Genomic DNA, 21,502 nt, shown 5'->3' with positions numbered 1-21,502 from the left:
CAGTGGAAGGGGGCGGCACTGCTCGGGGGTGCCGCCGAAAAGACGGATGACGGCATCCTCGTCGCCGCCGTGCATCGCGGTGAACGTGGCCGCTTCCTCCAGTCCTAACTCGGCGAGGAGGTTCTGGAGGTACTGGGGTGAAGTCATGCAGGGATTGTCGTCCCCGCCACTGACAGCCGGGCCCCGGTGCCACCGGGCACGCGGTCGCGGCCCCGACACGAAGTTGGGGCCACGCCTGGAAGGCCGCCTCCAACCTTTGATCCGGAGGTCCCGAGACGGTATCTGAGGCCGACGGAACACCCCCGCGTCGGCGCGGCTCTCGTCGTGGCCAAGGAGCGCGTCGTACGGAATGAGCCGGGCGCCGTGGCCCACCACCGGCGACCGCGGCTGTCCGGTCTCACACCACCTGGTGAGCGCACAGCCGGGAGAGCCGGGAGCGGTGGCGGGCGGTGACGGTGGGAGCGAGCACCGTTTCAGGATGGCCAGTCCAGGTCCGGGAACGCGTCGCGCGCCTGTGTCAGGAGGTGGGGGTAGGCGCTGCCGTAGGTGGCGGCGGCCGCGTAGAGGGCGTCCAGGGCGGCGCGCAGCGGGTCCTCCTGTACTGCGGCGAACAGCGTGATCATCGCCGTGGCCTGTTGCAGCACCTGACCCTCGGAACCGTGCAGTGAGCGCACGAAGGTGTGCGGCAGGTTCTTCTGGGCGAAGAACCACTCCCAGGCCCCGGCCCGGTCGCTGAGGGGGACCGGCAGTTCCTCGCCGACCTCCAGCGCCCGGATGGCGCGTGCGAAGGTATAGAACGTATGGAGTTCAGCCCTGGTGATGGCGTAGCTGACGGCCCACCGGGCGATGGCTCGCTGGGCGGCTGTATCGGCGCGGTCCACAGCGTCCACCAGGTCGCGGTCCAGGGCGATGAGGCCCCACTTGTTGCCGCCGACCTCGCGCAGCGCCGGGCTCGGTGCCCGCCCGCCCCAGTCGCCTGCTTCCGCCTGCCGCTGTGCTTCTCGGACGAGCGTCTCTTCCGCCTCGCGTCGAAGGCGCTGGGCCTTGGCACGTTCCTCGGGTCCGGGCGGGGGCGGCAGAGTGCAGGCGTGATCATGCCAGTATGCGGCGCTCCGCGTCGTCTGCTTGATCACGCGGTCCGCAGCGGGCTTGGCGGGCCAGAACTGCAGCAGGTAGTGATCGACCACAGGGCCGCCGTCCAGGACGGAGAGCTCATCGTCGGGTGTCATATCCATGCCTCGCGCGCAGTAGCGAACGCGGTAGTCGGTGACGGGCAGATCGAGCGAGCAGATCGCGCCGTCACCCCACGGCACGACGGTGGTCTCCGCGGACGCGGGGCGGAAGGAGACCTCGACGATCTCTTCCCACTGATCATCCAGGGGTGGCTCGGCCTCGTGGACCTCCACCCGCAGGCCCACACGTCCGGTGTGCAGCCCCGTCGTCAGGAACAGGCTGCCGGGATTCGCAGCCCCGCACAGCCCGTTGCTCTGACCGGCGCGGTCCTCGACTCTCTCCCCGGCCGGGCGGTAGAGGCGGCTTTCCACGTAGAACTGCCCGTAGGAGACACTCAGGTCACCGTCGTACACCGTCCGCACAGCTGCCCCCTTGGCCGAGCTTCACTTGCCGGTCGTCAGCTCGCTCAGCGAGCGCTGAGCGCGCCCACCGGGGAACTCTCGCGCGGGCCGGGAATCGGTTGGCCCGGCAGCCACCACACCGCGGGCGGCGGGGAGTTGTCGTCCCACGACTCCAGCGTCTCGTTGTCCTGGTGCTCGTCGCGGTGGCCGCGGTCCAGATCGCAGTACCACCGGCCGCCGCGTCCGGGGTGCGTGGCCGGGCAGGTGCGCCGGCCGCGCAGGCGTACGCGCAGCTCGTCGGCGGCGACCGTGGAGGGCTCCACCGTCCAGTCCGCCGCCTCCAGCGCCGCGACGATCGCGCGCACCGCGGACAAGTTCGCCTCGGGCCGCAGCCGCAGGTAGCCGCCGCGCCACGGGTTCTGGGAGAGCGACGAGGCGGCGATGGTGAACGGGTGGCCGCGCAGCGCCGCATCCGCTAGGTGTTCCACCCACTCGCGGGTCTCGATGTGGACGTAGCCGCGCCGGTACGCGCCGCCCCGCGGGCCGACCGGGTACGGGTGCAGCTGGTCGGCGTCGACGTCCCGCTCCCGCCGGCCGGTCGCCGCTTCGGCGATCGTCACGCGTTTGCGGCCGGGGGCGCCTACCAGGATCCGTACGTACCGTGCGGGCCCCGACGTTGTGATGCAGGACCGGTAGACCTGCCCGCGCTCGAGGTGATGGTCCACGGCAACTCCCCGGCACTCGAAGGCGACTCGTCGACCCTAATTCCTTCGTAAGCACACCGGTCGCCCCGGGAGGGGATCAGCGGGGTGTCCGAGTGGTGAGGTCCGTTATACGTGTGCGCCGCCACGAGGGACGGCGCACACCGAGAACCTAATTCCAGATGTCGTTGACCCATTCGGGGTGGTCGATGAAGGGGTTGCGGTTCTTCTGGATGCCGTAGATCCGGTCGTTGCGGGTCTTCTCGAGGGTGTCGGGCGGGTCGGCGTCGTTCCACTGCTTGAGGACCGACAGGCGGCCCATGGCCGGTGCGCTGCCGTTGTTGACCTGGTCGTTGGGTTCGAGGTCGGGGAAGGCGTCGGTGCCGTCGTAGCGGACGGCCATGTAGAGGATCATACGGGCGACGTCGCCCTTGACCGCGTCGCGCGGCTCGAAGGAATCGGCGTCCACCGAGCTGCCGGGGGCTTCGTCGACGGGGCTGCCGCCGTTGTCGAAGTCGAGGTTGCCGCGGGTGGAGTTGACCGAGGCGTCCTCGGGGCGCAGGTGGTGGATGTCGGTGCCGGGGCCGGTCGCGGTGCCGAAGTCGCCGTGCGACTTGGCCCAGACGTGCTCGCGGTTCCAGTCGTCGGCGCCGCCGCCGTGGGCACTTTTGGCCTGGGAGCGGCCGGAGTAGATGAGCAGGACGTTGTCCGCGTTCGCGGGGTCCTCGTCGGTGGTCTGCAGCGCGTCCCAGACCTCGTCGTAGGACAGAGCAGTCTGCTCGCTGATGATCGTGTGCAGGGCCGTCTTGAGTTCCGGCCCGGTCTTGCCGAGGGCTCCCTCGTAGTAGGAGTCGTCCAACGGCGCGGCCGCCGGGGGGTGTGCGGGTTTGGTGGGGGAGTGGTCGGTGGCGAAGGCGGCCGCGGGCGCCGCGACGGCCGCGGCAACGGCCACGGCCAGGACGGGGCGCCGCCAGCGGCGGCGCAGACGATGAGCGGACATGATGTGGGGGGAGTCCTCTCGCTCAGAAGGCACGCGCCAGGCCGTCGAGCCCCAACGCGGCGCCCGGTACGGGCAGTTCATGGATGGTTCAAGCCATGGAGCGTGCCACGTACCACGCGCGTAGAAGTGGACAGCCCGCGATCATTGAGTGCCGAGAAGGTGAAGGCCCTGCCCGGCGGCCGCGCTCACAACCTCCGGGATGTCTCCGGGCAGCCGGCGGGCCCGGGCTGGCGGGTGGGACCCCGCGCACGCAATCTGCGGCCTGTCCGAATTCGTTGCCGAGCGGGGCCGGTTGTCAGTCCCGCATGGTGCTCTGGACGGGACAGGTGCCGCGGTCCGGCACCTGACGAGCCGGACCGGGCCGCATTGCCGACAGACCGTGGAGGCACATCATCATGGGGCTTTTCAACCGCACCCCCGGGCGGGACGACAACGACAGCGGCACCACGAGCCCCCGGTGGCTTGAGCCATCCTCGGCCACGGACGGACCAGCGGTCTTCGACCAAGCGGAGTTCACCGACGACTACGCGGTCTTACGGTGGCAGACCCCGCGCGGCGCCCTCGGCCTGGCCCACTCCCTCATCGACGGCAACGCCACCTGCACGGCCGTCGTGAGCGCGCTGCGCCGCCGCCACGAGGAGCACCTGGCCGACCGGTACGCGTGCGTGGTCGTGGCCCAGTCCAGCACCCAGGTCACGGTGTCCGACGCGCACGTGCCCCAGCTGTTCGCCTACGACCTTGCCACCGTCCAGGAATACGAGACGACCTGGCGGCAGCTCGCCGCCGTGCTCGGGCAGCGGGCACCGTACTTCTTCTCCGAGCTCCGCGACCGCGGGGCGATTGCTGCCTGGCGCCCCGGCACACCCCCGGCAGAGGTCCCGGCCTGCCACGCGACCACTCCCATCAGCGCCCTGGCCGAACTCGCCGCCGGTGAGCCGGAGGGATCCCCGGCCGCCGCCGTGTGCTGGTACCTCGCCCGCGAGGTCCGCCGCCGCGACCACGCGTCGGTCACCGCCCAGCTCGCCGACCTGCGCAAGAACGCAGCGGACGGCGGCGACGGCGCCCACCTGGACCTCGGCGCTGTCCCGGCCGAGCTGCGCCACCCAGACCCTGCGGAACCGCCGGAAGTCGTACGCCGGGCCGGCTGGCTGGCCATCACCGAGCGCCGCGACGTCCTCGCCCACCGCGCCGCCGACTTCGCCCATCGCTGGGACGGCGGAAAGGACTGGCACACCGGCGCCCTCGTCTCCGCCTGCCCCAGCTCCTGTGCCACTGCCCGGGAATGGGCCACCCGCCTGCTGCCCGCCGACCGCGCCCAGCACCCCAGCGTCCTGGAGAAGATACTGCTCGGCATTGCCCCCGACGCGAGCACCGCGAACCTCCAGACCGACCCCGTCACCGGCATCCCGGCGGTGCGCTCACCCGAATCGGAGCGGGAGATCGCCACGTTCGCGGTGCAGCGCCTGCCCACCGACTCCCCGCTCGCCGCCCTCACCCTCAGCAGCCACACGGTGTGGATCCGCACCCAGGACGACACCTTGTGGTTCGCTCCCGAACGCCCCGGATGCGGGGTGAGCTGGGGCTACCCCGGCACCGGCTGCCACACCCTCGCCGAGCTCCTCGATGCCCTGCTCGCCGACATCTCCGCCCCCGCCATGACCCCGGGGGGTCCCGAAGCACCGCCCGGACTGCTCGAACTGCTGGCCTCCACCCCACAGGACGGCTCGACGACCTATACCCGCGCCCAGCTTCTGGCCGCCCGGGCCGACTGACCGCGCACCCGCCGGGGCGGCCGCCCGGAACACGCCCGCGACAGCGGCCGCCCCGCAGGCGACACCCCCGAAGACAGGAGGCAGCGCATGGCGCGCGTGGAAGCGGTGGACGGCCTGTTCGGCGTCCTGGACGCCGGAGAGATCCCCGCCCACACCGCGGACTGGTCCAACGGCCTGATCGCCGTCATGTCCGCCGGTGCACTGATCGCCACCGGCGTGAGCGAAGGTCCCGTCCGCGTCCAGGCGCACACCAGCACCGGTCCGCCGCCCACCGCACCGGACCGGTGGGCGGGGTGGGAAGAGGTCGTCGAGGTCACCGTGCACGCCCCCACCGGCCGCCTGCGCGTGCAGTGCCTGGAACTCGGTGACGTCCGCGGCCTGCCCCTGCTGAGCACCCGCGGGATCGGGCCCTACCGCCTGCGACTCCACGCCCGCGGCCGAACCCGCGCCGCCGGCAAGGTCCTCGACGAACCCCTCGAGGACTACCTGCTACACCTGTGGCCCGCAGGACCACCCCACGACACACGCATCCTGCGCACCAGCGAGGACATCGAACGCGCCCTGCACACCCCGGCGCCCCCACCCGGCCCCGACCCGCACACACCCGACGCGCGCGCCCGGTTGGAACGCGAGCGCCTGCTCCGCGGAGGAAACCCGCCTGCCGGATGCCCGTCGTCGCCCTCCGCGGCCGCGTCATCTACAACGCACGGCCCCACAGTGAGGACGACACCGCCGACTGGCGCCCGTCGCATGGCTTGAAGTCCCCAACTGCTGAGTTCGACGCGCTCACGCAGCGCTGGCGCGGAGGCGGATCAGGCGTCGGCCCAGTCACGCAATTGGCGAGCGATCCGGGCCACGCCGAGGGCTCCGGAAGCCGCGTCGCGCACGAGCGCGACGGCCGCCTTGGGCTGGTAGTCGAGCTCGCGCGCGTTGAGGAGCAGGTACGCCTCGGTGGCGTGCCAGGCGAAGGCGTCGTTGGAGTGTTCCAGGCACGGCAGCTTGGCCAGGGTCTGCAGCAGCGCTGCGGCCTTGAGGAACAGCGACCCGTAGATGTCGCGCTCCATGGCCCGGGCATTGACCCGCGCGACGGCAGCGTAGAGCGGCCCGAAGTCGTCGACCTGGGGATCACCGTCGAGGAGCTCGGCGGCGTGCAGCAGGAACGTGACGTCGAGCGGGTGGAGCGGTTCGGGCTGGGTCACGCGGCATGTCCTTGCTCCAGGTGCTCAAGATCCCGCTGAGCCTCCTGCTCGGCCGCACGCTGCTCGGCGCTGGCGTCGGCGGTGCCGGGCTCGGCCGCGAACGCGGTGCTGCTGTGGGCCATGGACCTCCGGAAGCCCTCCAGGAAGCGCCGCTCGACGGCGGTCGCGCGGTCGTAGGCGGCCGAGAGGATGTACTCCTGCATGCTGACGCCCGACGCTTTCGCCGCGGCGGCGATGGCCGCACGCTGGTCAGGATCGGGGAAGCGCAGATTCATCGCTTTGGGATCCGTCATGGCCCCCACGGTACCAGTGGTACCAGCTGGTGTCAGGGGATGCGCCCGGGGGGGGGCGGGCACCGTCAGCCTGTTCGGGTCCGGTCGGTCTCGGCGCGCAGCTCCGGGGAAGCCGAGGCGGATCGGCCACGCTGTTCTGATCACGGACTGGGAAGCGGAGAAGGGCTGCGCCCGGCGGTGATGTCCGTGGCGGGGCCGACCGTTGCCATGCCGCCCGTGTATCTGGCTGGGCTCGGCAAGAGGGCCTTCTCGGTCAATGCGGGTGGGGAACCGGGCAGGGCGTGGCACTCTCCGTGTGCGGCGAGGCTGCTGCGTCCCATCCTGGCCCGGGGCCGCCATCGGGGTCCCCGACGGTGAGGAGTGTCGGTATGGGCGTGAGCAGCAGCTACCTGTCGAAGGCGGAGGTCCAGCGGCTGCTGGGGGTCAACGCCTTCGGGTTGTGGCGGCTGGTGCGGAAGTACGACGACTTTCCGCAGCCTGCAGAGCTGTCCCACGTCCCGCGCGCGGTGTTCCGGGACATGAAGGAGCCCGAGGAGGTCTGGGACGGTACCCAGGTCTATCGGTGGGCGGCGGGCACACCGGAATTCGCTCACCGCGGCGCCGTGCTGGTGCGTCCTGCGCCGGAGAATCCGGCACCGGGCCGGTGGGGCGGCTACCAGGACACGGTGCGGGGACCGGCGCTGGACTGGCACACCGCCCTCGGCGTGATCCGCATCGTGCACAGCGACGACCGCCAGGTCGCCACGGACGTCGCCTCCGCCCTCGCCGGCCGCGGCAACCCGGACGGTGTCGTCACCGTCTGCGCCCTGTACGGGGACATGAGTTTTCACGGGCCGGCCCTGGTCGCCGCGGACACCGCCCACCCGGCTATCGAGTACGAAGCCGGCTGGGGCAACGTCGCGGCCCTCGCCGGTCACGACCTGCCCTGGTGGCCCGACTTGCTGCGCCTGCCGCAGCTGATCCGTCAGTGGCAGCCCGGGGCCCCGGCAGCCGTGGTCGAGGTGCCACCCAACGAGAACGAGAAGGTCCTGCGCCAGGCGGCCCGCAACAACACCTTCGACACCGCCGCGCGGGCGGCCGCGACCGACATGGCCAACAGCATCCGCAACAACCGGATCGACCACACCGCCCTCGACAACGAGATCTTCGGTAAGGAGGGGTACAGCGATCGCCCCAACCCCGTCGTCATCGGCGCCGTGCCCGACACCACCGGCCACCCCCTGCCATGCGACGGCGACCGCCAGGTGCTCAAGGACGGCTGGCACAAACTCGCCCTGAGCAGCCACCCGGACGCCGTCGCCGCCCTCGAGGTCGCCATCGGCCGCGATCCGGACCTGCTGCCGTTCGGAACGGTCACCGAAGTCCCCGTACAGCCCGGAGCAATCAGCGAGCGATGGGCCCGGCGGCTGACCATGTGCGACCCGACCGCCGCCCACGCCGTCCTCGCCCGCGGCGACAACACAGAGGCGTTCTTCATCGACCCGCTCACCGACATGCCCGTCCTGCGCACCCCCGGCGACGGCGGCAAGCCATCCTGGCGGTTCTACGCCCCGCTGTCCCTCCCCGCCGGCGGCGCGGAACTCGCCTCGGTCGTCCTGCACCACACCGTGTGGGTCACCACCAGCGACGGGCACGTCCACCCCGCGCCCTGCACACCCACCGAGCACCTGTGGTGGGGCGACGGCTGGGGCGACCGGCCCAGCGAGGCCGCGACCGTCACCGACGCCCTCCTAAACGACCTCGGCGCCACCATCAACCTGCGCAAGCACTGGACCGCCCCCAAAGGCCTGACCGCGCTATTCAACGAAGAACACCAGCACGGCACCGAGCTCACCCGCAGCACCCTGCTCCACGCCCGCATGACCCCACCACGTACCCGCTGAGCGCGCCTCGTCCGCCCGGCGGCCGCCGCGAAACGATGGAGCCTGGACCTACGGACCCGCGGGTGGACTGATCAAAGTGCCTTGAGCGGGCCTCCCCCCTTCCCGGGCCGCGCTCTGTTGGACTCCGTGGGCTCGGTAAGCGCCACTAGTCCGGCTGCTCGGCTCCAGGACATCACGGGGAGAACACCGGGTCACCTACCAACTGCTCCCCAAGCGACCTCTCCTGTTGTGAAGCGCCCCCCGCTCCGCACTGCTGCTGACCACCCCGCCGTCGTCACCAAAGGGTCCGCGCCACTCGTGCGGGTGAATCCCGCGCCCGCGGTGCCCTCCAGCTACTCCCTGCCGGTGACGTGGTGTCAGTCCCTCTCCCTACCGTCCGAACCGTGACATCTCTGCGCCCTGGTGGCGCCCGATGAACGGCGGTGGTCCTTCATGAGCCTGACCGACGGGCTGCGAAGCCCTCACACCCCGCTGCGCCGGTTCCTAGACCGTGAACTATCCGCCGGCGCACGACCGTTGCGCAGCAGCTACCGCGCCCAGCACCAGGCCCAGCACATCCTGCTCCCGCCGCCCGGCGTAGGCACCGAGGCCGGCACTGTGGGCACGGCGATCGACCAGCGGCTGCGGCTGGCCTTCACCACGGCCGCGCCGGTCGACCTCGCCTCCCTGATCGGAATCGACCTCACCGGCAGCATCGGCGGCCGCGGGGCGGGCCTGAAGATGCGCGCCGTCGGCAACGAACTCACCGCGCGCCTCACCGAGACCGTCCGGCGCCTGGACCTCGACAACCGGCACCTGCCCATCGACCGTGCCCAGGACGAGGAGGAGCACCTGGCGCGCATGCTCATCTCCGCGGCCTGGTACCAGGTCCTCGCCCGCACGCCGATCGGCTTCGCCTTCACCCCGCTCTCCGGGGCTGCCCTCGAGGACCCCGGAGCCTTCACCTTCACCCGGCTCCTGGAGCTCCCACACCGCGACCTGGTCGCCGACGTCACCGCCCAGCTCCACAAGGCCTCCGACGGCGCACTGGAAGCCCTGCGGGCCCGCACCCGGCCCGAGGACTGCACCGGCGGTCCGACGTTCGCGGGCGCCCGGATCACCGCCGACGCCGACCTCACCGTCGACGGCCTTCTGCTCGACTTCAAGAGCACCCGCCACCCGCTGGCGGAGATGTCCCAGCGCACCGCCTGGCAGCTGACTGGCTACCTCCTGCTCGATGCCGCCGACCGGTACCGGATCGACTCCGTCGGCCTCTACCTGACCCGCTCCGGGGTCCTCGCGTCCTGGCCCGTCGAGGACTTCCTCGCCCTGCTGGGTGCCTGCCGCCGCGACGTCACCGAGCTGCGCGAGGTGTTCGCCGGGCTCCTCACGGGCTGCCACGGCCGGGCCGACGTCCGGCACTTCGACTCCCCGGAGGAGAACGGGCGCATCCAGCGGCTGCTGCAGCGCCTGGCGCCCGTCGCCGGGCCCGGCTGCTGCCCGGTGTGCACCCAGCCTCTGCCCGAATCCACCGGCCGGCCGCGGACGTTCTGCACCGCATGGTGCTGCGGCCGGGAGAAGGTTCTCCGCCGCCGAGGACTGATGCCCGGCGGCCCGCACCCGCTGCTGCCCGTTCCCCGCAAGCATCATCAGGACCTCCCCGACGACGCGGGGATTGTGAGCCTTACAGCATGTTCCACCAGGCAGACGGGGTGAGCTATGAGCCTGTGAGGTGTGAGGCGAGAACCAGGAGCGGGGCCCGTATTGCCCGTGGGCTGTTCTGGAGGAGCAGAACGACCCGGTCCGCCTAGTGCCAGCGGATACACGGGGTACGCCGAACCCCTTCCCGGATCCGGCGCCGCACGTACGTTCGCCCTGGGTGTGGCCGGATTTACACTGCCCCCGTGGACGAGCCCGGCAGATCCCGCCTCACCCTGACCCGCCACGACACCACCGTCATGCGGGGCTGGTGGAACACGCGGGCGACGGCTGAGCGGCGGTTCCGGGACGCCGTCGGGCTGTACGACGGGATCGACGGCATCCGGATCGAGCTCGCCGCGTACGACGGCGAGGACTGGAGCATCCTGACCACCTGGGCGTAGCGCGCGCCCTACTCGGCGGGGTTCGCCTGCGGGTACCGTACGGCCGCCTTCACCGCGACCTCGACATCCAGGCCGCCCGCTTTGCGGATCGCGGCCTGCGCCGCCGCGGCCTTCTCGCGCCAGGCGGTCCACGCCTCGTGCCACTCGGCGTGCTGGTCGTCGGTCCAGCCGCCTTCCCGGGTGGGCGGGCCAAATCGTTCCTGCACATCACGGACATGCGCGTGCGCGTCGTCCGCCTCCTGCTGCTTCTCGATCACATCGGCGGGGATGTCTGTCACGAGAAGCGATTTTAAGCCGCTTCGAACAGGCTGGCTGTCCGTGTGACTTACCGTCCGCGCGGGTGAGGCGAGGCCGGTTCCGCCCCGCTGCCCCTGCGGGCCCCGCTACGAAGATCACGACTGTTTCGCGATCTTCGGAGGAGCCCGTGCGCATCCGCGCCACCGCCACCCTGGCCGCACTCACCGCCCTGCTCGCCCCAGCCAGCGCCCACGCCGCACCCGGCGACGACGTCGCCATGCCCGTCCGTGAGGCCCTCGCTGCCCTGACCGTTACCGACGAGGACCGCACCGGCTACGACCGTGATCTCTTCCGGCATTGGACCGACGCCGATCGTGACGGCTGCTCGACCCGGGCCGAGGTCCTCCTCGACGAAGCCGTCACCGACCCCGCACGGACGGGCCGCTGCACGCTGAGCGGGGGCCGCTGGTACTCGCCGTACGACGACGTATACGTCGACGGCCCCCGTGGCCTCGACATCGACCACTTCGTCCCGCTGGCCGAGAGCTGGGACTCCGGCGCATCCGCCTGGACCCCCGCGGAACGCGAGGCGTACGCGAACGATCTCGGCGACGACAGGTCGCTGATCGCGGTCACCGCCGCCAGCAACAGGAGCAAAGCCGATCAAGACCCCGGCACCTGGATGCCGCCGGCCGCGGGCTACCACTGCCAGTACGCAACCACCTGGGTCACGATCAAGACCCGGTGGCAGCTCACCATCGACTCGGCCGAGGCGTCAGCGCTCACCAGCACGCTGAACGAGTGCCCCAACACGCCAATCGAGGTCGAAACCGCCCGCTAGCCCTCGGGCGGTAGGCCGCGTACGAAGTCCCCCTTGTCAGCGCCGGGAGTGTCCCGTACGGGACACTCCCGGCGGTCCTGCACGATCAGCACGGGGCCGCCGTAGTTTGGCCTGGCCCCTCGCTGAGAGCCCGTCGTCGTCTGCCTCCCGGGCCGGAAGGCCGGGACTTCGACAAGATCGCTGGCTGGCTATGGTCTTGGGTCCCATCTCGGAGGCAGGAGAACTCCAGCTGGCAAGTCGGATCCGCCTTGCGGGATCAGGTTGGCCGGTGCTGGTCCAACGTTGCCGATGTCAGCTTCTGTGGCCTCAGTCCAGCCCTTCACCGGCAGATCGGCTTGTGCGCCGCTCTGCGGCCCGGCGCACGAGTATGGCGTGCAGGTCTCGTTCTGCCGGGGGCACCGAGCGTGCGTGGCGTCGCTGGATCATGACGCGGAGCTCGGTGGTGTCGTCGGCCAGCGGGCGGTAGATGATCGTGCCGCTGCGTTCCAGCGGGTCGTCGAGCACGCTGTAGTCGGGCAGCACGGTGGCTCCGAGCCCCTCGGCCACCATCAACTTGCCCATCTCGGCGCCGTCGGTCCAGTACGACAAGGCGGGCATCCTGCCTTTGAGCAGCCGGTGGATGTAGCGGTGCATCGCATAGCCGGATCGCATCACGATCAACGGCTGGGCCAGCAGGTCAGCGACGGTGACAGCGTTGAGCGCCGCCAGCGGGCTGTCCGGGCGGACGCAGACGACTGGGCGTCCGCGCAGCAGTTCGGTGGTGTGCAGGCCCGGTGGCAGGTCATCCTCTCGGAGGTAGCTGACCAACCCGAGGTCGAAACTGCCCTCCGTGAGGTGTTGATGGATACCGTCCTGCCGCTCCGCGATCACCTCTACTTGTGTCGAAGGGTGGGCAGCGCGGAACTCACGGATGGCAGGCGCGAGAAGCGTGACCGTAGCTGCGTTGACCGTGCCCAGCCGCAGCCTGCGGCTGATCTGGTGCTGCTCGTCGGCTGCCAGGCGTAGCCGGTCGACCGCATCCAGCACGCCGGCGATGTGCGGCAGCAGTACGCGCCCTTCGTCACTGATCTTCGCTCCGGAACGCTTACGCTCCAGAAGCCTCACTCCCAGTTCCTGCTCCAGGTTTCGGAGTGTCTCGCTCAGCGCTGGCTGTGATAAGTGCAGTTCCTCTGCAGCACGGCGCAACGAGCCCAGCCGTGTGACCGCCGTCAGATACTCCAACTGTTCCACGCGCATAGCTCGCTACCTCCGGCGCCATCATAAACCGCCTGATTCGTTGGGTGAGAGGGAGGTGGGAGGGTGCCCCAATCGCCATATCGAAAATTCCTGATAGACCCCAGTTGGTACTCAAAGTAGTATCTGACCGTGGTAGAAAATCTCGACTGAATGCGGATGCCGCTGCCGACTCGCCAGGGGATTTGACGCCAGATCACCTGCCGCTTCACATTCACCAGATGAGCGTGGTCACAGATTGATAGTGAACGGGATTTTCAGACCTTTACCAATGATCCGAGAAGGGCTAAGTTATGAGCCGACCCGACGAAAGGCGCGAGGCTCAGTAGTCATCTTTTTTGCGCACGCGACACTCCAGGCCATAAGCGCACCGCAGTATCTCCCGAGCCGTCTTATTTAAAAGGACAGCATAGTGAATCGTAGAAATATCCGCATGGGTGCGATCGCCGCCCTGGCTGCCTTAACCCTCGGCGTAACCGGCACCACGGCGGCCCAGGCCACCACGCACCGTGACACGGCCGCAGCCACCTCCAGCAGCCCCGCGCCCGGCCGGGAATCTTCCTCGCCCGAAGCCTGGTCTAGCCGCCTCGGCTCTCCAGAAGGCCGGAAGCTCCTCAAGGCGGGAGGACTCGCCAAGCAGAAGTCGGCATCCGGCATCGGCGATGACAGGGCCGCCACCAAGGGCATCCTGGATAAGCTGAAGAAAAAGGCGCTGAAGAAGGCCTTCCAGGCACTTCCCAAGTCGTTACAGAAGAAGCTGACCGGATGGGCAAAGAAGGGCAAGGGGCACTTCACGAAGAAGTGGAAAACCCTTCCTGACTGGGTGAAAAAGGCCCTAACCGTGGGCGGTGCAATATCAGCCAAGACAGCCATCGAGTGGATCATCGACATCATCCTCTGATGTTGTACCGAATCACTCGGTAAGGCACTCCACAGTGTCGGCATGGACGTGTGCCCCACGGTTGCTCCCCCTCCCGTGGGGCACACCTCCATGCCGATACTCACTAGGCATAGGAGGTAATCCATGAACGATTCCAGCACCTCTGAGAGGATCCGGGAGTTCAGTCCGGTCCAGTACATCGCCCCCTACTTGCTGTTAATCATCGGCAATGCCGGAGTACACAAGGCGCCGCTGAGCGACCGGCCGGTGCTCTTCTGGATTTTCACCGCCATCGCTGCACTCGGGGCTCTCTCCGCCGTCGTACGGCTCAAGCGCATGTGGACCACCCATCGCCGCCGCACCCTGCCCGCCTGGACACGATTCCTCGGCCTGCTCCTCGGCCTGTACGGGCTCTACGTCGCCTACCGCGTCATCGACCACATGGCCTGACGGGCGGCAGCGCGACAGCATCCAGCCCCGCGCCAGCCTGCCGGTGCGGGGCTCCGCGTCAGTAGGGTCCCTGCATGACGACGACGTTCGCCACGGCCCTGGTGGAAGCTGAGCGGTCGGTGCAGTCCGGCCGGTGGCTGATCCGGCAGCCGGATCTGGACGCCGCCACCATGATCTGGGAACGGCTCTGGGGCCCGTTCAAAGACGTGGTGGAAGGCGAGCACCCCGACCCCGCACGGGTCCGGACCCGGTTGGAGGCGGTGCCGGCCGCCTGCGCAGCCGCGCGCGCCGTGCCGGGCATCGACCCCCGCTTCACCGTGCTGCTCGAGCTGACGCCCCACGCCGTGGCCGTGGCCGACCAGGCAGCAGCGGCCTGGGCGTTGGGGGAGTTCGGCACTGTTGTCTTCGCGATCGGGACCGGCTCGGTCTGATCAGCCCGACGCTGTGCGCAGGCCGTCGAGGAGATCCCGTACGACGAGGTCCAGTTCCCGGGCATCGAGGCTGTCGGGTGCGCTGTCCGTCAGCTCCAACGCCGCCCGTACGAGCAGCAGGGTGAGGGTGTCCCCGCTGTGACGGCCGGGCAGGCGGAGGTGCAGCACGTCGGCCAGCGCGGGCCCGAGGTCGCCGACGGACGGGTCGATGCGGTGGGCGAGCGCGATGTGCGCGGCCTCCGGGCCGGAGTACCACGCGCTCTGCTTCCGGTCCCGCTGCGCAGCCTGGTACGCGGTGAGCAGGCGTCGTATGCGCCGCGCGTCGTAGCCGGAGTCCATGGAGCCGAGGATCAGGTGCTGGAGGAGGAAGCGGCCCCAGTCCGTGTCGCGGTGTGTGGCAGGCAGATCCGGGCTGGTCAGCGTGTTCCCGCACGAGCAGGTCATCCGCAGCCGGTCGCCCCATCGCCCGTCCGCGAGCAGGTTGTCGGTGCCGCCGCACGCGGGGCAGGCCAGGAGCTCCAGCCCCATCCCGGAGGCGGGCGCCGCCGTGCCGGCGCAGGCGTCGTCGGCTGCCGCCTGTGTGGCGGCCGCGGCGTCGGGGTCGTGGCGCTGCACGACGACACCGCCGACCGGGATACACCACCAGTGATCGGCGGGGTATCCCGGCGGGGCGGCTTCCGCCGGCGCTTCCACGTCGTACCCGCCAAACCCGAGCACCGGACCCTCCCGTCACGCGCCCGTCGACCTCGACGGGCTCGGTCATAGTGTCCCCAAGAGCAGCTGGCCGTGGTTACAGGGGCTGTCCGTCGCAGTCGACGTACTCGCCGTTGTGGTCGCTGTGCGGCTCGGTGCAGTGCGAGTGATCTGCCTCGGGTGCGGCGTGCTGGATGAGGAACTCGGTGGCGTGGGCGATGGCGGTCGGGGAGTCGCCGTGGACGGGAGTGCTCTCCTCGTACTGGCCGTCGGCTCCGGTGGCGATGTACCACCAGGCGTCCGCCTCCGGGGCGTAGTTGACGCAGGCGGAGCCGCCCGCGAACTCCAGCGAGATGGCCTGGCGGAACTGGCGGTCGCGGGCGGGCACCGCGTCGGGCCAGCGAAGCCGGGCGGCCTGCTTGGTGAAGCCCCATGCGGCCCCGAGGTGGGTGTACTTGGCGCCCTGGTGTCCGGCGACCTTGGCGGCCTGGGCGGCCAGGCCGTCGACGGCGCGGTCCGCGTGCCGCAGGGCGTGCAGGAGGGCGAGCTGGTAGTCGCCGGACATGATCACGCCGGGGGGCGCCTCGTCGCCGGAGGCGCGGTACTCCTGCTCGCGTGTGGAGATGCAGCGGGCGAGGTCGTTGGCCGCGTCGCTGATGGCGTCGGTGAGGGCGAAGAGCTCTTCGGGGTCGATCTCGCGGTAGGCGGGATCGCGCAGGGTCCGGATGTCGGTCCAGAACTCGGGGTTCTCGGTGGGTGCCGGAGTATTCATGCGACAAGTCTCCTTGTCGCATGATGGCTCGACAAGAACTCTTGCCTAGGCGGCATATGACACTTCTACCGCCGGAGTCGGAGGTGGTGGGCAGAGCCCGTCGGGCCGGGCCCTGCGGAGGGGCGGGGCTACTGCCGCGCGGCGGTGCTCTCCCGTATCGCCTCGGCCACTTCGAGGAGCGCGTACGTCACGGCGGCCAGCCCTTCGCCGATGGCGTCGGTCCGCTTCTCCTCACCCTGGAAGTTCGCAGCTCTGCTCGCGTACTCCATGGCCTGGTCCTGGTACACACCCATGGCGGTGCCCCCTCTCCGGCCCGGCGGGCCTTCCGCCGAGGCCAGCTCAGCCTGCCCGGCCCGGGCCGGAAGTGAACGCGTCGACGGCGGCTTGGCCGACTTCGCTACTCAATGGATTGCTGTAACGAGTGTCAGCGTTTCGCTGACGCGCTCGGGAGGCCTTGCCACCCCGGTCCGAGCCCCCGCCGTCGCGGCTTCGGGAGCTGCGTTGACCGGACGGCGGGCGCGGCTCCGGCGGCATCGGCCTCCTGCTCCTGCCCGAAGTGGCGCAGCAGGGCCTTGGTCGCCGCGGGAATCGCCGCCCGGAGCCGGGCGGCCTCGGGGTCGATATCGGAGAGCGCTGCGGCGATGGTGTCGATGGCCTTCGCAGCGTCCTCGGCGGCCGCAAGGTTCCACCCGGTGGGGCTGGCCGCGTCGGCTAATGCGCAGGCCGCGTCGGCGACTGCTCCGGCGAGGGCCTCGACTCCGGGCGCGGCCCGGTCAGGGAGCTCCATGCCTGGCTCACCGGGGCCGGTCGGAAAAAGTGCGGCGCGAGATGTCACACGAGCATGATCATCCAGACCCGTATCAGGCGACATCGGATCTCTGTCCGGAGGTCCGCGCTACGCTGATGAGGAGCGCCGACATGTCGTACGACGACACTGGCCACTGGGTGCCCGCGACCGCGAAGAGGGCGATCTGGACCTGGACCAGTGACGACCCGAGGGCGCGGCGCCGCCCGGTTTCCAGTGCCGTATCCAGTGCCGTGACAGATTCGGCAGCCGCGCCCATCGCCGCAGGCCACACCCCCGGACAAGGGAGCGGCAGCGGCGCCGACACCTCTCTCCCTGCCCCTCCTGCGTCTGGAGGGCAGCGGTCTTCCACCCCCACGTCTCCCCGGGTTCGGGGAGACGCGCTGCGGATGCTGGCCTGCGTGCGCGTCGCGACCGTCCGCCAGATGGCGCGGGTCATCACAGCCGAGGACGCGGACGGCCGCTCGTACGTGCGCCGAGCGATGCGGAAGCTGGCGGAGCAGGGCCTGGCGGAGACGAACGGCAAGCAGGGCAAGGAGCTGATCTGGAATCTGACCCGGGCGGGGCTGCGGGCGGTGGCCGACGGCAACGAGCTGCCCGCGCGGCCGCGCGCGGGCACCGGCGCGAAGGCGGTCCGTGCCGGGGTTGGCCCGCACGCCCTGGCGGTGACAGAGACGATCCTCGCCTTCGGCGGCCACCAGCATCTGACCGACTGGCAGGTGGAGGTCAACCACGCGATCAAGGAGGTCGGCCTGACGTTCAACACCGACGCCGTGCTCGCCACGCCGGGCCAGACGTTCGAGGTCCGCCTCTTCGAGATAGACAACGGCACGATGCCGCGGGCCAAGCTCGCCCGCGAGGTCTGGGACTACGAGCGGTACGCCGGACACCGCGTCTGGGAGGGAGCCCGCGGCACCATCGGCGGCACGTTCCCGTTCTGGTCGCGCTACCGCTACACCCGCAGCAGCCGCTTCCCGCCGCTGCACGTAGTCCTGGCGGGCCTCGAGGAACACCTGCTGCAGCGGCGCCTGGAGGCGCTCGCCGAGGCGGTCGGCGGCATCACGGCCTCGGTGTTCGTCATCACGCTGCCCGCCCTGCAGCGCCGCGAGAAGTGGGTACGGATCGGCACCGACCACCCGGACCGCCGACGGGAGCGATACCCGGAGCCGGTCAGCCGGTGACCGGGCCGGGCCCGCCTCGTTGAGCCGGGCGTCATGTGCACAGCGAAGCCCCGGGGGTCATGGCTGAGGCCCGGGACTTCGTGCTGCGCGGTTCCGGTCAGGCGACCGGCTTCGGGAGGCCTGGGAGGGCCTGAACTCCTTCCACACCCAGTAGTCGTCTTCCACCTGGGCCATCAGGACGCGGTCCTCCTCGTCCGGGTCGTCGGCCGCATCGCGCGCGTTCTTCCGCGTCTGTTCGTGCCCCTCGTCGCACTGCTGGCCGCCGCCGGCGCGGGCAAGCTCGCCCGCATGGACAACGCCAGCTATCCCACGGCCCTCACCCGCGCCGCCACCACCTTCGCCGCGGTCACCACCCTCGTCGCCCTCCTCACCTGACGACCAGCCCAAAGTGCCCCCCCGTTTGCGGCTGGTGACGATCCTGCTGGCTTATCCACTCACGCAGTGAGAGAGACGCCGAGGCAAGCAAGCTGGCTAGCGCAGATACCGTCCGGGCGATGGGCCCCACTAAGCACGGAATAAGCCAGCAGGATCGTCATCAGACGCAAACGGAGTGGCCGACTACCGGTGATTCTGCGTGTGCCACCGGGCCGGAAGTTGCCCGATTTGCGCAAACTTGCCGGAACCGGCGGACGTGCAGAGGCGTTTTCCTAGGTACAGCCACCGCGTACCAGCCTCTTGAGCGGGGCGGCGGGCGGAGTTCCAGGGGAGGAGGCGGTGTGTCGCACCGCTGGAAGATCACCGTCATCGTCGTGGCGGTGGCCGCGATCGTCACCACGCCGCTGGTCTGGCTGCTCGGCAGCCCTGGCGCGGCGCAGTTGGCCTGCGCGTCGGTGCAGGCCGCGACCGGCATCGCGGGCCTGCTGTGGGCGATGCGCTCTGTCCCCTCGGCGCATACTGCGGCCAGGGATGAGGTCCACCGGTCCGGCGCGGGAGAGGCGGGAAGCGGCGGCCGCGCGGTCACCGGGATCAAGCGTCCGGCAGGCGCCGGTGACGGTGCGGCGACGGTAGAGGACACGGGTCCCAGCACGGCCCACGGCCCGGGCAGCACCGCTGTCAGCGGCATCGACCACAGCTGACCAGGCCCGGGCAGCATCCGGGCGCCAAAGGAACGGTCGAATGACCGCAGGAAAGCAGCAGCCGCACGGTCCCGTGGAAGGCGACGAAGCGCAGGTGGCGGTGGCCCGCACCGGAAACGCCACAGCTGGTGTTAGCGCGACGGCGGTCACCGGCTACCGCGCGGCCCCCGGCACGGACGGCGCTCCTTTCGCCCAGGTACGGGTGCACGCCACTGGGAACGCGGAAGCGTCGTCCGGCGGAATCGCCAACACCGGCTATATCGACCAGGTGCGCGCTGAACAGTTGACCCTGGTGCAGCAACATGCCTCTCGCCCGCTGGCGCCCTGGCCGCATCAGGTCGGTGTGATTCCCTCCCGAGCGCAGTCTTTCCAGCACCGGGCCGAGACGGACCGGCTGCGGGCGGCGGTGGACGCCGGTGGCACCGCGGTACTGGGACAGGTGCTGACAGGCATGGGCGGGGTCGGCAAGACCCAGCTCGCCGCCGACTACGCGCTCGCCGCCTGGGACAACGCATCGGGCGGCCACCTGGACGTACTGGTCTGGGTGACCGCCAGCACCCGCTCGGCGGCGGTCACCGGACTTGGGCGGGCTGGCGTGGAACTGAGCGGGGCCGCTCCCGACGACCCCGAGCAGGCCACACAGACCTTCCTGGCCTGGCTAACACCGAAGGCCGGGGCAAGGCCGTGCCGGTGGCTGATCGTCCTGGACGACGTCACCGACCCCGACGACCTGCGTGGTCTGTGGCCTCCCAGCAGCCCCCACGGCCGCACCCTGGTCACCACCCGCCGGCGGGACGCCGCCCTGACCGGAGAAAACCGCCGCCGCATCGAGGTCGGCCTGTTCACGGCAGCCGAAGCCGCCGCCTACCTCACCGCCACCCTGGCCGCCCACGACCGCCACGAGCCCGAAGCACTGCTGGCCGCCCTCGCCACCGACCTCGGACATCTGCCGCTGGCCCTCGCCCAGGCCGCCGCCTACCTCATCGACACCGGCGAGGACGCGGCCGCGTACCGGGACCTGCTGGCCGACCGCGCCACCACCCTCGCCGACACCACCCCCGACCGGCTCCCCGACGACCAGGCCGTGCCGCTGACCGCCGCCTGGTCCCTGTCCCTGCAACGCGCCGAAACCCTGCACCCCGCCGGCCTGGCCCGCCCCATGCTCCAGCTCGCTTCCCTGCTCGACCCCAACGGCATCCCCCAGACCGTGCTGACCAGCGAGCCCGCCCTCACCCACCTCACCGCACATCGCACCCCGACCGGCACCGGTGCCGACCCGGTCCGCCCACGACAGCGGTGGTGGCGGCGCAAACGGCAACCCGACCTCGTGCCGCCCGCCACTGTGAAGGAAGCCGAGGGCGCGTTGCGGGCCCTGCACCGGCTCAGCCTCATCAACCACACCCCAAACACCCCCCACCAAGCCGTCCGCGTCCACCAGCTCATCCAGCGCACCACCCGCGACACCCTCACCCCCGACCAGCACGACCAGCTCGCCCGCACCGCCGCCGACGCCCTGCTCGCCCCCTGGCCCGAGATCGAACGCGACACCGCCCTGGCCACCGCCCTGCGCGCCAACACCACCGCCCTAACCACCCACGCCGGAGCGGCGCTGTACCAGCCCGATATGCATGACGTGCTGTACCGCGGAGGCACCAGCCTCGGCGAAGCGGGTCAGGTCATCGCCGCCCAGGAGTACTACCAGCACCTCACAGACGCCGCCACCTCCCACCTCGGCTCCGACCACCTCCATACCTTCACCGCGCGCAACAATCTCGCCCGGTGGCGGGGAATGGCGGGGGATGCGGCCGGGGCAGCCACCGCGTACACCGAGCTGCTAGAGGACACGGTGCGGGTGCTGGGACCCGACCACCCCCATGCCCTTGCCGCGCACCACAATCTCGCCTCGTGGCGGGGGGAGGCGGGGGATGCGGCTGGTGCCGTCACCGCGTACACCGAGCTGCTGGAGGACTGGGTGCGGGTGCTGGGACCGGACCACCCCGACACCCTTGCCGCGCGCAACAGTATCGCCTGGTGGCGGGGGGAGGCGGGGGATGCGGCTGGTGCCGTCACCGCGTACACCGAGCTGCTGGAGGACTGGGTGCGGGTGCTGGGACCCGACCACCCCGACACCTGCGAAACCCTTGCCGCGCGCCACAATCTCGCCTGGTGGCGGGGGGAGGCGGGGGATGTGGCCGGTGCCGCCACTGCCACCGCTGAAGTGCTGGAGGACACGGTGCGGGTGCTGGGACCCGACCACCCCGACACCCTCACCGTTCGCGACCATCTCGCCTGGTGGCGGGGAATGGCGGGGGATGTGGCCGGTGCCGCCACTGCCACCGCTGAAGTGCTGGAGGACACGGTGCGGGTGCTGGGACCCGACCACCCCGACACCCTCACCGC

Annotated in this window: 24 protein-coding genes; 13 read left to right on the top strand and 11 right to left on the bottom strand. The window is 70.6% G+C overall.

Annotated elements, in window-relative coordinates:
• Positions 1 to 473: 473 nt before the first annotated feature.
• The 3 genes from ACZ6AA_RS40620 to ACZ6AA_RS40610 form a co-directional block, all read right to left on the bottom strand.
• Positions 474 to 1,595 (bottom strand): hypothetical protein, encoded by a 1,122-nt coding sequence (locus ACZ6AA_RS40620; protein ID WP_471463595.1) that lies wholly within the window; start codon positions 1,593 to 1,595, stop codon positions 474 to 476.
• Positions 1,596 to 1,639: 44 nt separating this feature from the next.
• The gene (locus tag ACZ6AA_RS40615; RefSeq protein WP_471463593.1) at positions 1,640 to 2,299 is read right to left on the bottom strand and encodes a hypothetical protein; all 660 of its coding nucleotides are present in this window, start codon (positions 2,297 to 2,299) and stop codon (positions 1,640 to 1,642) included.
• A 148-nt stretch (positions 2,300 to 2,447) separates the two neighbouring features.
• Positions 2,448 to 3,275: an endonuclease I family protein gene (locus tag ACZ6AA_RS40610; protein ID WP_471463592.1), complete on the bottom strand. Its 828-nt coding sequence runs from the start codon at positions 3,273 to 3,275 to the stop codon at positions 2,448 to 2,450.
• 395 nt (positions 3,276 to 3,670) lie between these two features.
• On the opposite strand from ACZ6AA_RS40610, the gene ACZ6AA_RS40605 reads away from it, so the two are divergent.
• Positions 3,671 to 5,047: a hypothetical protein gene (locus tag ACZ6AA_RS40605; RefSeq protein WP_471463590.1), complete on the top strand. Its 1,377-nt coding sequence runs from the start codon at positions 3,671 to 3,673 to the stop codon at positions 5,045 to 5,047.
• Between the two features lie 87 nt (positions 5,048 to 5,134).
• Positions 5,135 to 5,806 carry a hypothetical protein gene (locus ACZ6AA_RS40600; protein WP_471463588.1) on the top strand — a complete coding sequence of 224 codons (672 nt, stop codon included), beginning with the start codon at positions 5,135 to 5,137 and terminating at the stop codon, positions 5,804 to 5,806.
• Positions 5,807 to 5,859: 53 nt separating this feature from the next.
• On the opposite strand, the gene ACZ6AA_RS40595 is transcribed toward ACZ6AA_RS40600, so the two are convergent.
• Together ACZ6AA_RS40595 and ACZ6AA_RS40590 are read right to left on the bottom strand one after the other, a co-directional pair.
• Positions 5,860 to 6,246, bottom strand: coding sequence for a fic family toxin-antitoxin system, toxin component (locus tag ACZ6AA_RS40595; RefSeq protein ID WP_471463586.1), 387 nt, complete (start codon positions 6,244 to 6,246; stop codon positions 5,860 to 5,862).
• Positions 6,243 to 6,539, bottom strand: a complete 297-nt coding sequence (locus ACZ6AA_RS40590) for a type II toxin -antitoxin system TacA 1-like antitoxin (protein ID WP_471463584.1) — start codon at positions 6,537 to 6,539, stop codon at positions 6,243 to 6,245. Before ACZ6AA_RS40590 ends, ACZ6AA_RS40595 begins: the two co-directional genes overlap by 4 nt.
• A 368-nt stretch (positions 6,540 to 6,907) precedes the next feature.
• On the opposite strand from ACZ6AA_RS40590, the gene ACZ6AA_RS40585 reads away from it, so the two are divergent.
• The 3 genes from ACZ6AA_RS40585 to ACZ6AA_RS40575 all read left to right on the top strand — a co-directional run bounded on the left by ACZ6AA_RS40585 (position 6,908) and on the right by ACZ6AA_RS40575 (position 10,503).
• Entirely contained in the window at positions 6,908 to 8,422 is a 1,515-nt protein-coding gene (locus ACZ6AA_RS40585; RefSeq protein ID WP_471463582.1) for a hypothetical protein, read from the top strand.
• A gap of 516 nt (positions 8,423 to 8,938) precedes the next feature.
• Positions 8,939 to 10,117: a hypothetical protein gene (locus ACZ6AA_RS40580; protein WP_471463580.1), complete on the top strand. Its 1,179-nt coding sequence runs from the start codon at positions 8,939 to 8,941 to the stop codon at positions 10,115 to 10,117.
• 188 nt (positions 10,118 to 10,305) lie between these two features.
• Positions 10,306 to 10,503: a hypothetical protein gene (locus tag ACZ6AA_RS40575; protein ID WP_471463578.1), complete on the top strand. Its 198-nt coding sequence runs from the start codon at positions 10,306 to 10,308 to the stop codon at positions 10,501 to 10,503.
• Between the two features lie 8 nt (positions 10,504 to 10,511).
• Here the strand turns inward: ACZ6AA_RS40575 and ACZ6AA_RS40570 are convergent, their stop codons facing one another.
• Positions 10,512 to 10,781 carry a hypothetical protein gene (locus tag ACZ6AA_RS40570; protein WP_471463576.1) on the bottom strand — a complete coding sequence of 90 codons (270 nt, stop codon included), beginning with the start codon at positions 10,779 to 10,781 and terminating at the stop codon, positions 10,512 to 10,514.
• 146 nt (positions 10,782 to 10,927) lie between these two features.
• Between ACZ6AA_RS40570 and ACZ6AA_RS40565 the strand changes: the two genes are divergently transcribed.
• Complete coding sequence (locus ACZ6AA_RS40565) at positions 10,928 to 11,581, top strand: HNH endonuclease family protein (RefSeq protein WP_471463574.1); 654 nt, start codon at positions 10,928 to 10,930, stop codon at positions 11,579 to 11,581.
• A 306-nt stretch (positions 11,582 to 11,887) separates the two neighbouring features.
• On the opposite strand, the gene ACZ6AA_RS40560 is transcribed toward ACZ6AA_RS40565, so the two are convergent.
• On the bottom strand, positions 11,888 to 12,817 hold the full coding sequence (locus tag ACZ6AA_RS40560; RefSeq protein ID WP_471463572.1) for a LysR family transcriptional regulator: 930 nt from the start codon (positions 12,815 to 12,817) through the stop codon (positions 11,888 to 11,890).
• 430 nt (positions 12,818 to 13,247) lie between these two features.
• On the opposite strand from ACZ6AA_RS40560, the gene ACZ6AA_RS40555 reads away from it, so the two are divergent.
• The 3 genes from ACZ6AA_RS40555 (at position 13,248) to ACZ6AA_RS40545 (ending at position 14,575) form a co-directional block, all read left to right on the top strand.
• Positions 13,248 to 13,715 carry a hypothetical protein gene (locus ACZ6AA_RS40555; protein ID WP_471463571.1) on the top strand — a complete coding sequence of 156 codons (468 nt, stop codon included), beginning with the start codon at positions 13,248 to 13,250 and terminating at the stop codon, positions 13,713 to 13,715.
• Positions 13,716 to 13,838: 123 nt separating this feature from the next.
• Positions 13,839 to 14,144: a hypothetical protein gene (locus ACZ6AA_RS40550; RefSeq protein ID WP_471463569.1), complete on the top strand. Its 306-nt coding sequence runs from the start codon at positions 13,839 to 13,841 to the stop codon at positions 14,142 to 14,144.
• A gap of 74 nt (positions 14,145 to 14,218) precedes the next feature.
• Positions 14,219 to 14,575 (top strand): hypothetical protein, encoded by a 357-nt coding sequence (locus ACZ6AA_RS40545; RefSeq protein ID WP_471463567.1) that lies wholly within the window; start codon positions 14,219 to 14,221, stop codon positions 14,573 to 14,575.
• On the opposite strand, the gene ACZ6AA_RS40540 is transcribed toward ACZ6AA_RS40545, so the two are convergent.
• From ACZ6AA_RS40540 to ACZ6AA_RS40525, 4 genes are all read right to left on the bottom strand, one after another.
• The gene (locus tag ACZ6AA_RS40540; RefSeq protein WP_471463565.1) at positions 14,576 to 15,292 is read right to left on the bottom strand and encodes a hypothetical protein; all 717 of its coding nucleotides are present in this window, start codon (positions 15,290 to 15,292) and stop codon (positions 14,576 to 14,578) included. It lies immediately after the preceding gene.
• Positions 15,293 to 15,365: 73 nt separating this feature from the next.
• On the bottom strand, positions 15,366 to 16,040 hold the full coding sequence (locus ACZ6AA_RS40535) for a hypothetical protein (RefSeq protein WP_471463563.1): 675 nt from the start codon (positions 16,038 to 16,040) through the stop codon (positions 15,366 to 15,368).
• 128 nt (positions 16,041 to 16,168) lie between these two features.
• Complete coding sequence (locus ACZ6AA_RS40530; RefSeq protein WP_471463562.1) at positions 16,169 to 16,333, bottom strand: hypothetical protein; 165 nt, start codon at positions 16,331 to 16,333, stop codon at positions 16,169 to 16,171.
• A 131-nt stretch (positions 16,334 to 16,464) separates the two neighbouring features.
• The gene (locus ACZ6AA_RS40525) at positions 16,465 to 16,827 is read right to left on the bottom strand and encodes a hypothetical protein (RefSeq protein WP_471463560.1); all 363 of its coding nucleotides are present in this window, start codon (positions 16,825 to 16,827) and stop codon (positions 16,465 to 16,467) included.
• Here ACZ6AA_RS40525 and ACZ6AA_RS40520 point away from each other — a divergent pair.
• The 4 genes from ACZ6AA_RS40520 to fxsT form a co-directional block, all read left to right on the top strand.
• Positions 16,755 to 18,026: a replication-relaxation family protein gene (locus tag ACZ6AA_RS40520; RefSeq protein WP_471463558.1), complete on the top strand. Its 1,272-nt coding sequence runs from the start codon at positions 16,755 to 16,757 to the stop codon at positions 18,024 to 18,026. The genes ACZ6AA_RS40525 and ACZ6AA_RS40520 overlap by 73 nt on opposite strands.
• Positions 18,027 to 18,263: 237 nt before the next feature.
• Complete coding sequence (locus ACZ6AA_RS40515) at positions 18,264 to 18,401, top strand: hypothetical protein (protein WP_471463556.1); 138 nt, start codon at positions 18,264 to 18,266, stop codon at positions 18,399 to 18,401.
• Between the two features lie 341 nt (positions 18,402 to 18,742).
• Complete coding sequence (locus ACZ6AA_RS40510) at positions 18,743 to 19,102, top strand: hypothetical protein (RefSeq protein ID WP_471463554.1); 360 nt, start codon at positions 18,743 to 18,745, stop codon at positions 19,100 to 19,102.
• Between the two features lie 343 nt (positions 19,103 to 19,445).
• A partial coding sequence (fxsT, locus tag ACZ6AA_RS40505) for an FxSxx-COOH system tetratricopeptide repeat protein (protein WP_471463552.1) occupies positions 19,446 to 21,502 on the top strand: 2,057 nt, incomplete at its 3' end.

It is taken from the genome of Streptomyces sp. NPDC040610, from assembly GCF_055594065.1.
Note: the sequence above shows the minus strand (reverse complement) of the source record. Positions and strands in the feature narration are given on the sequence as shown.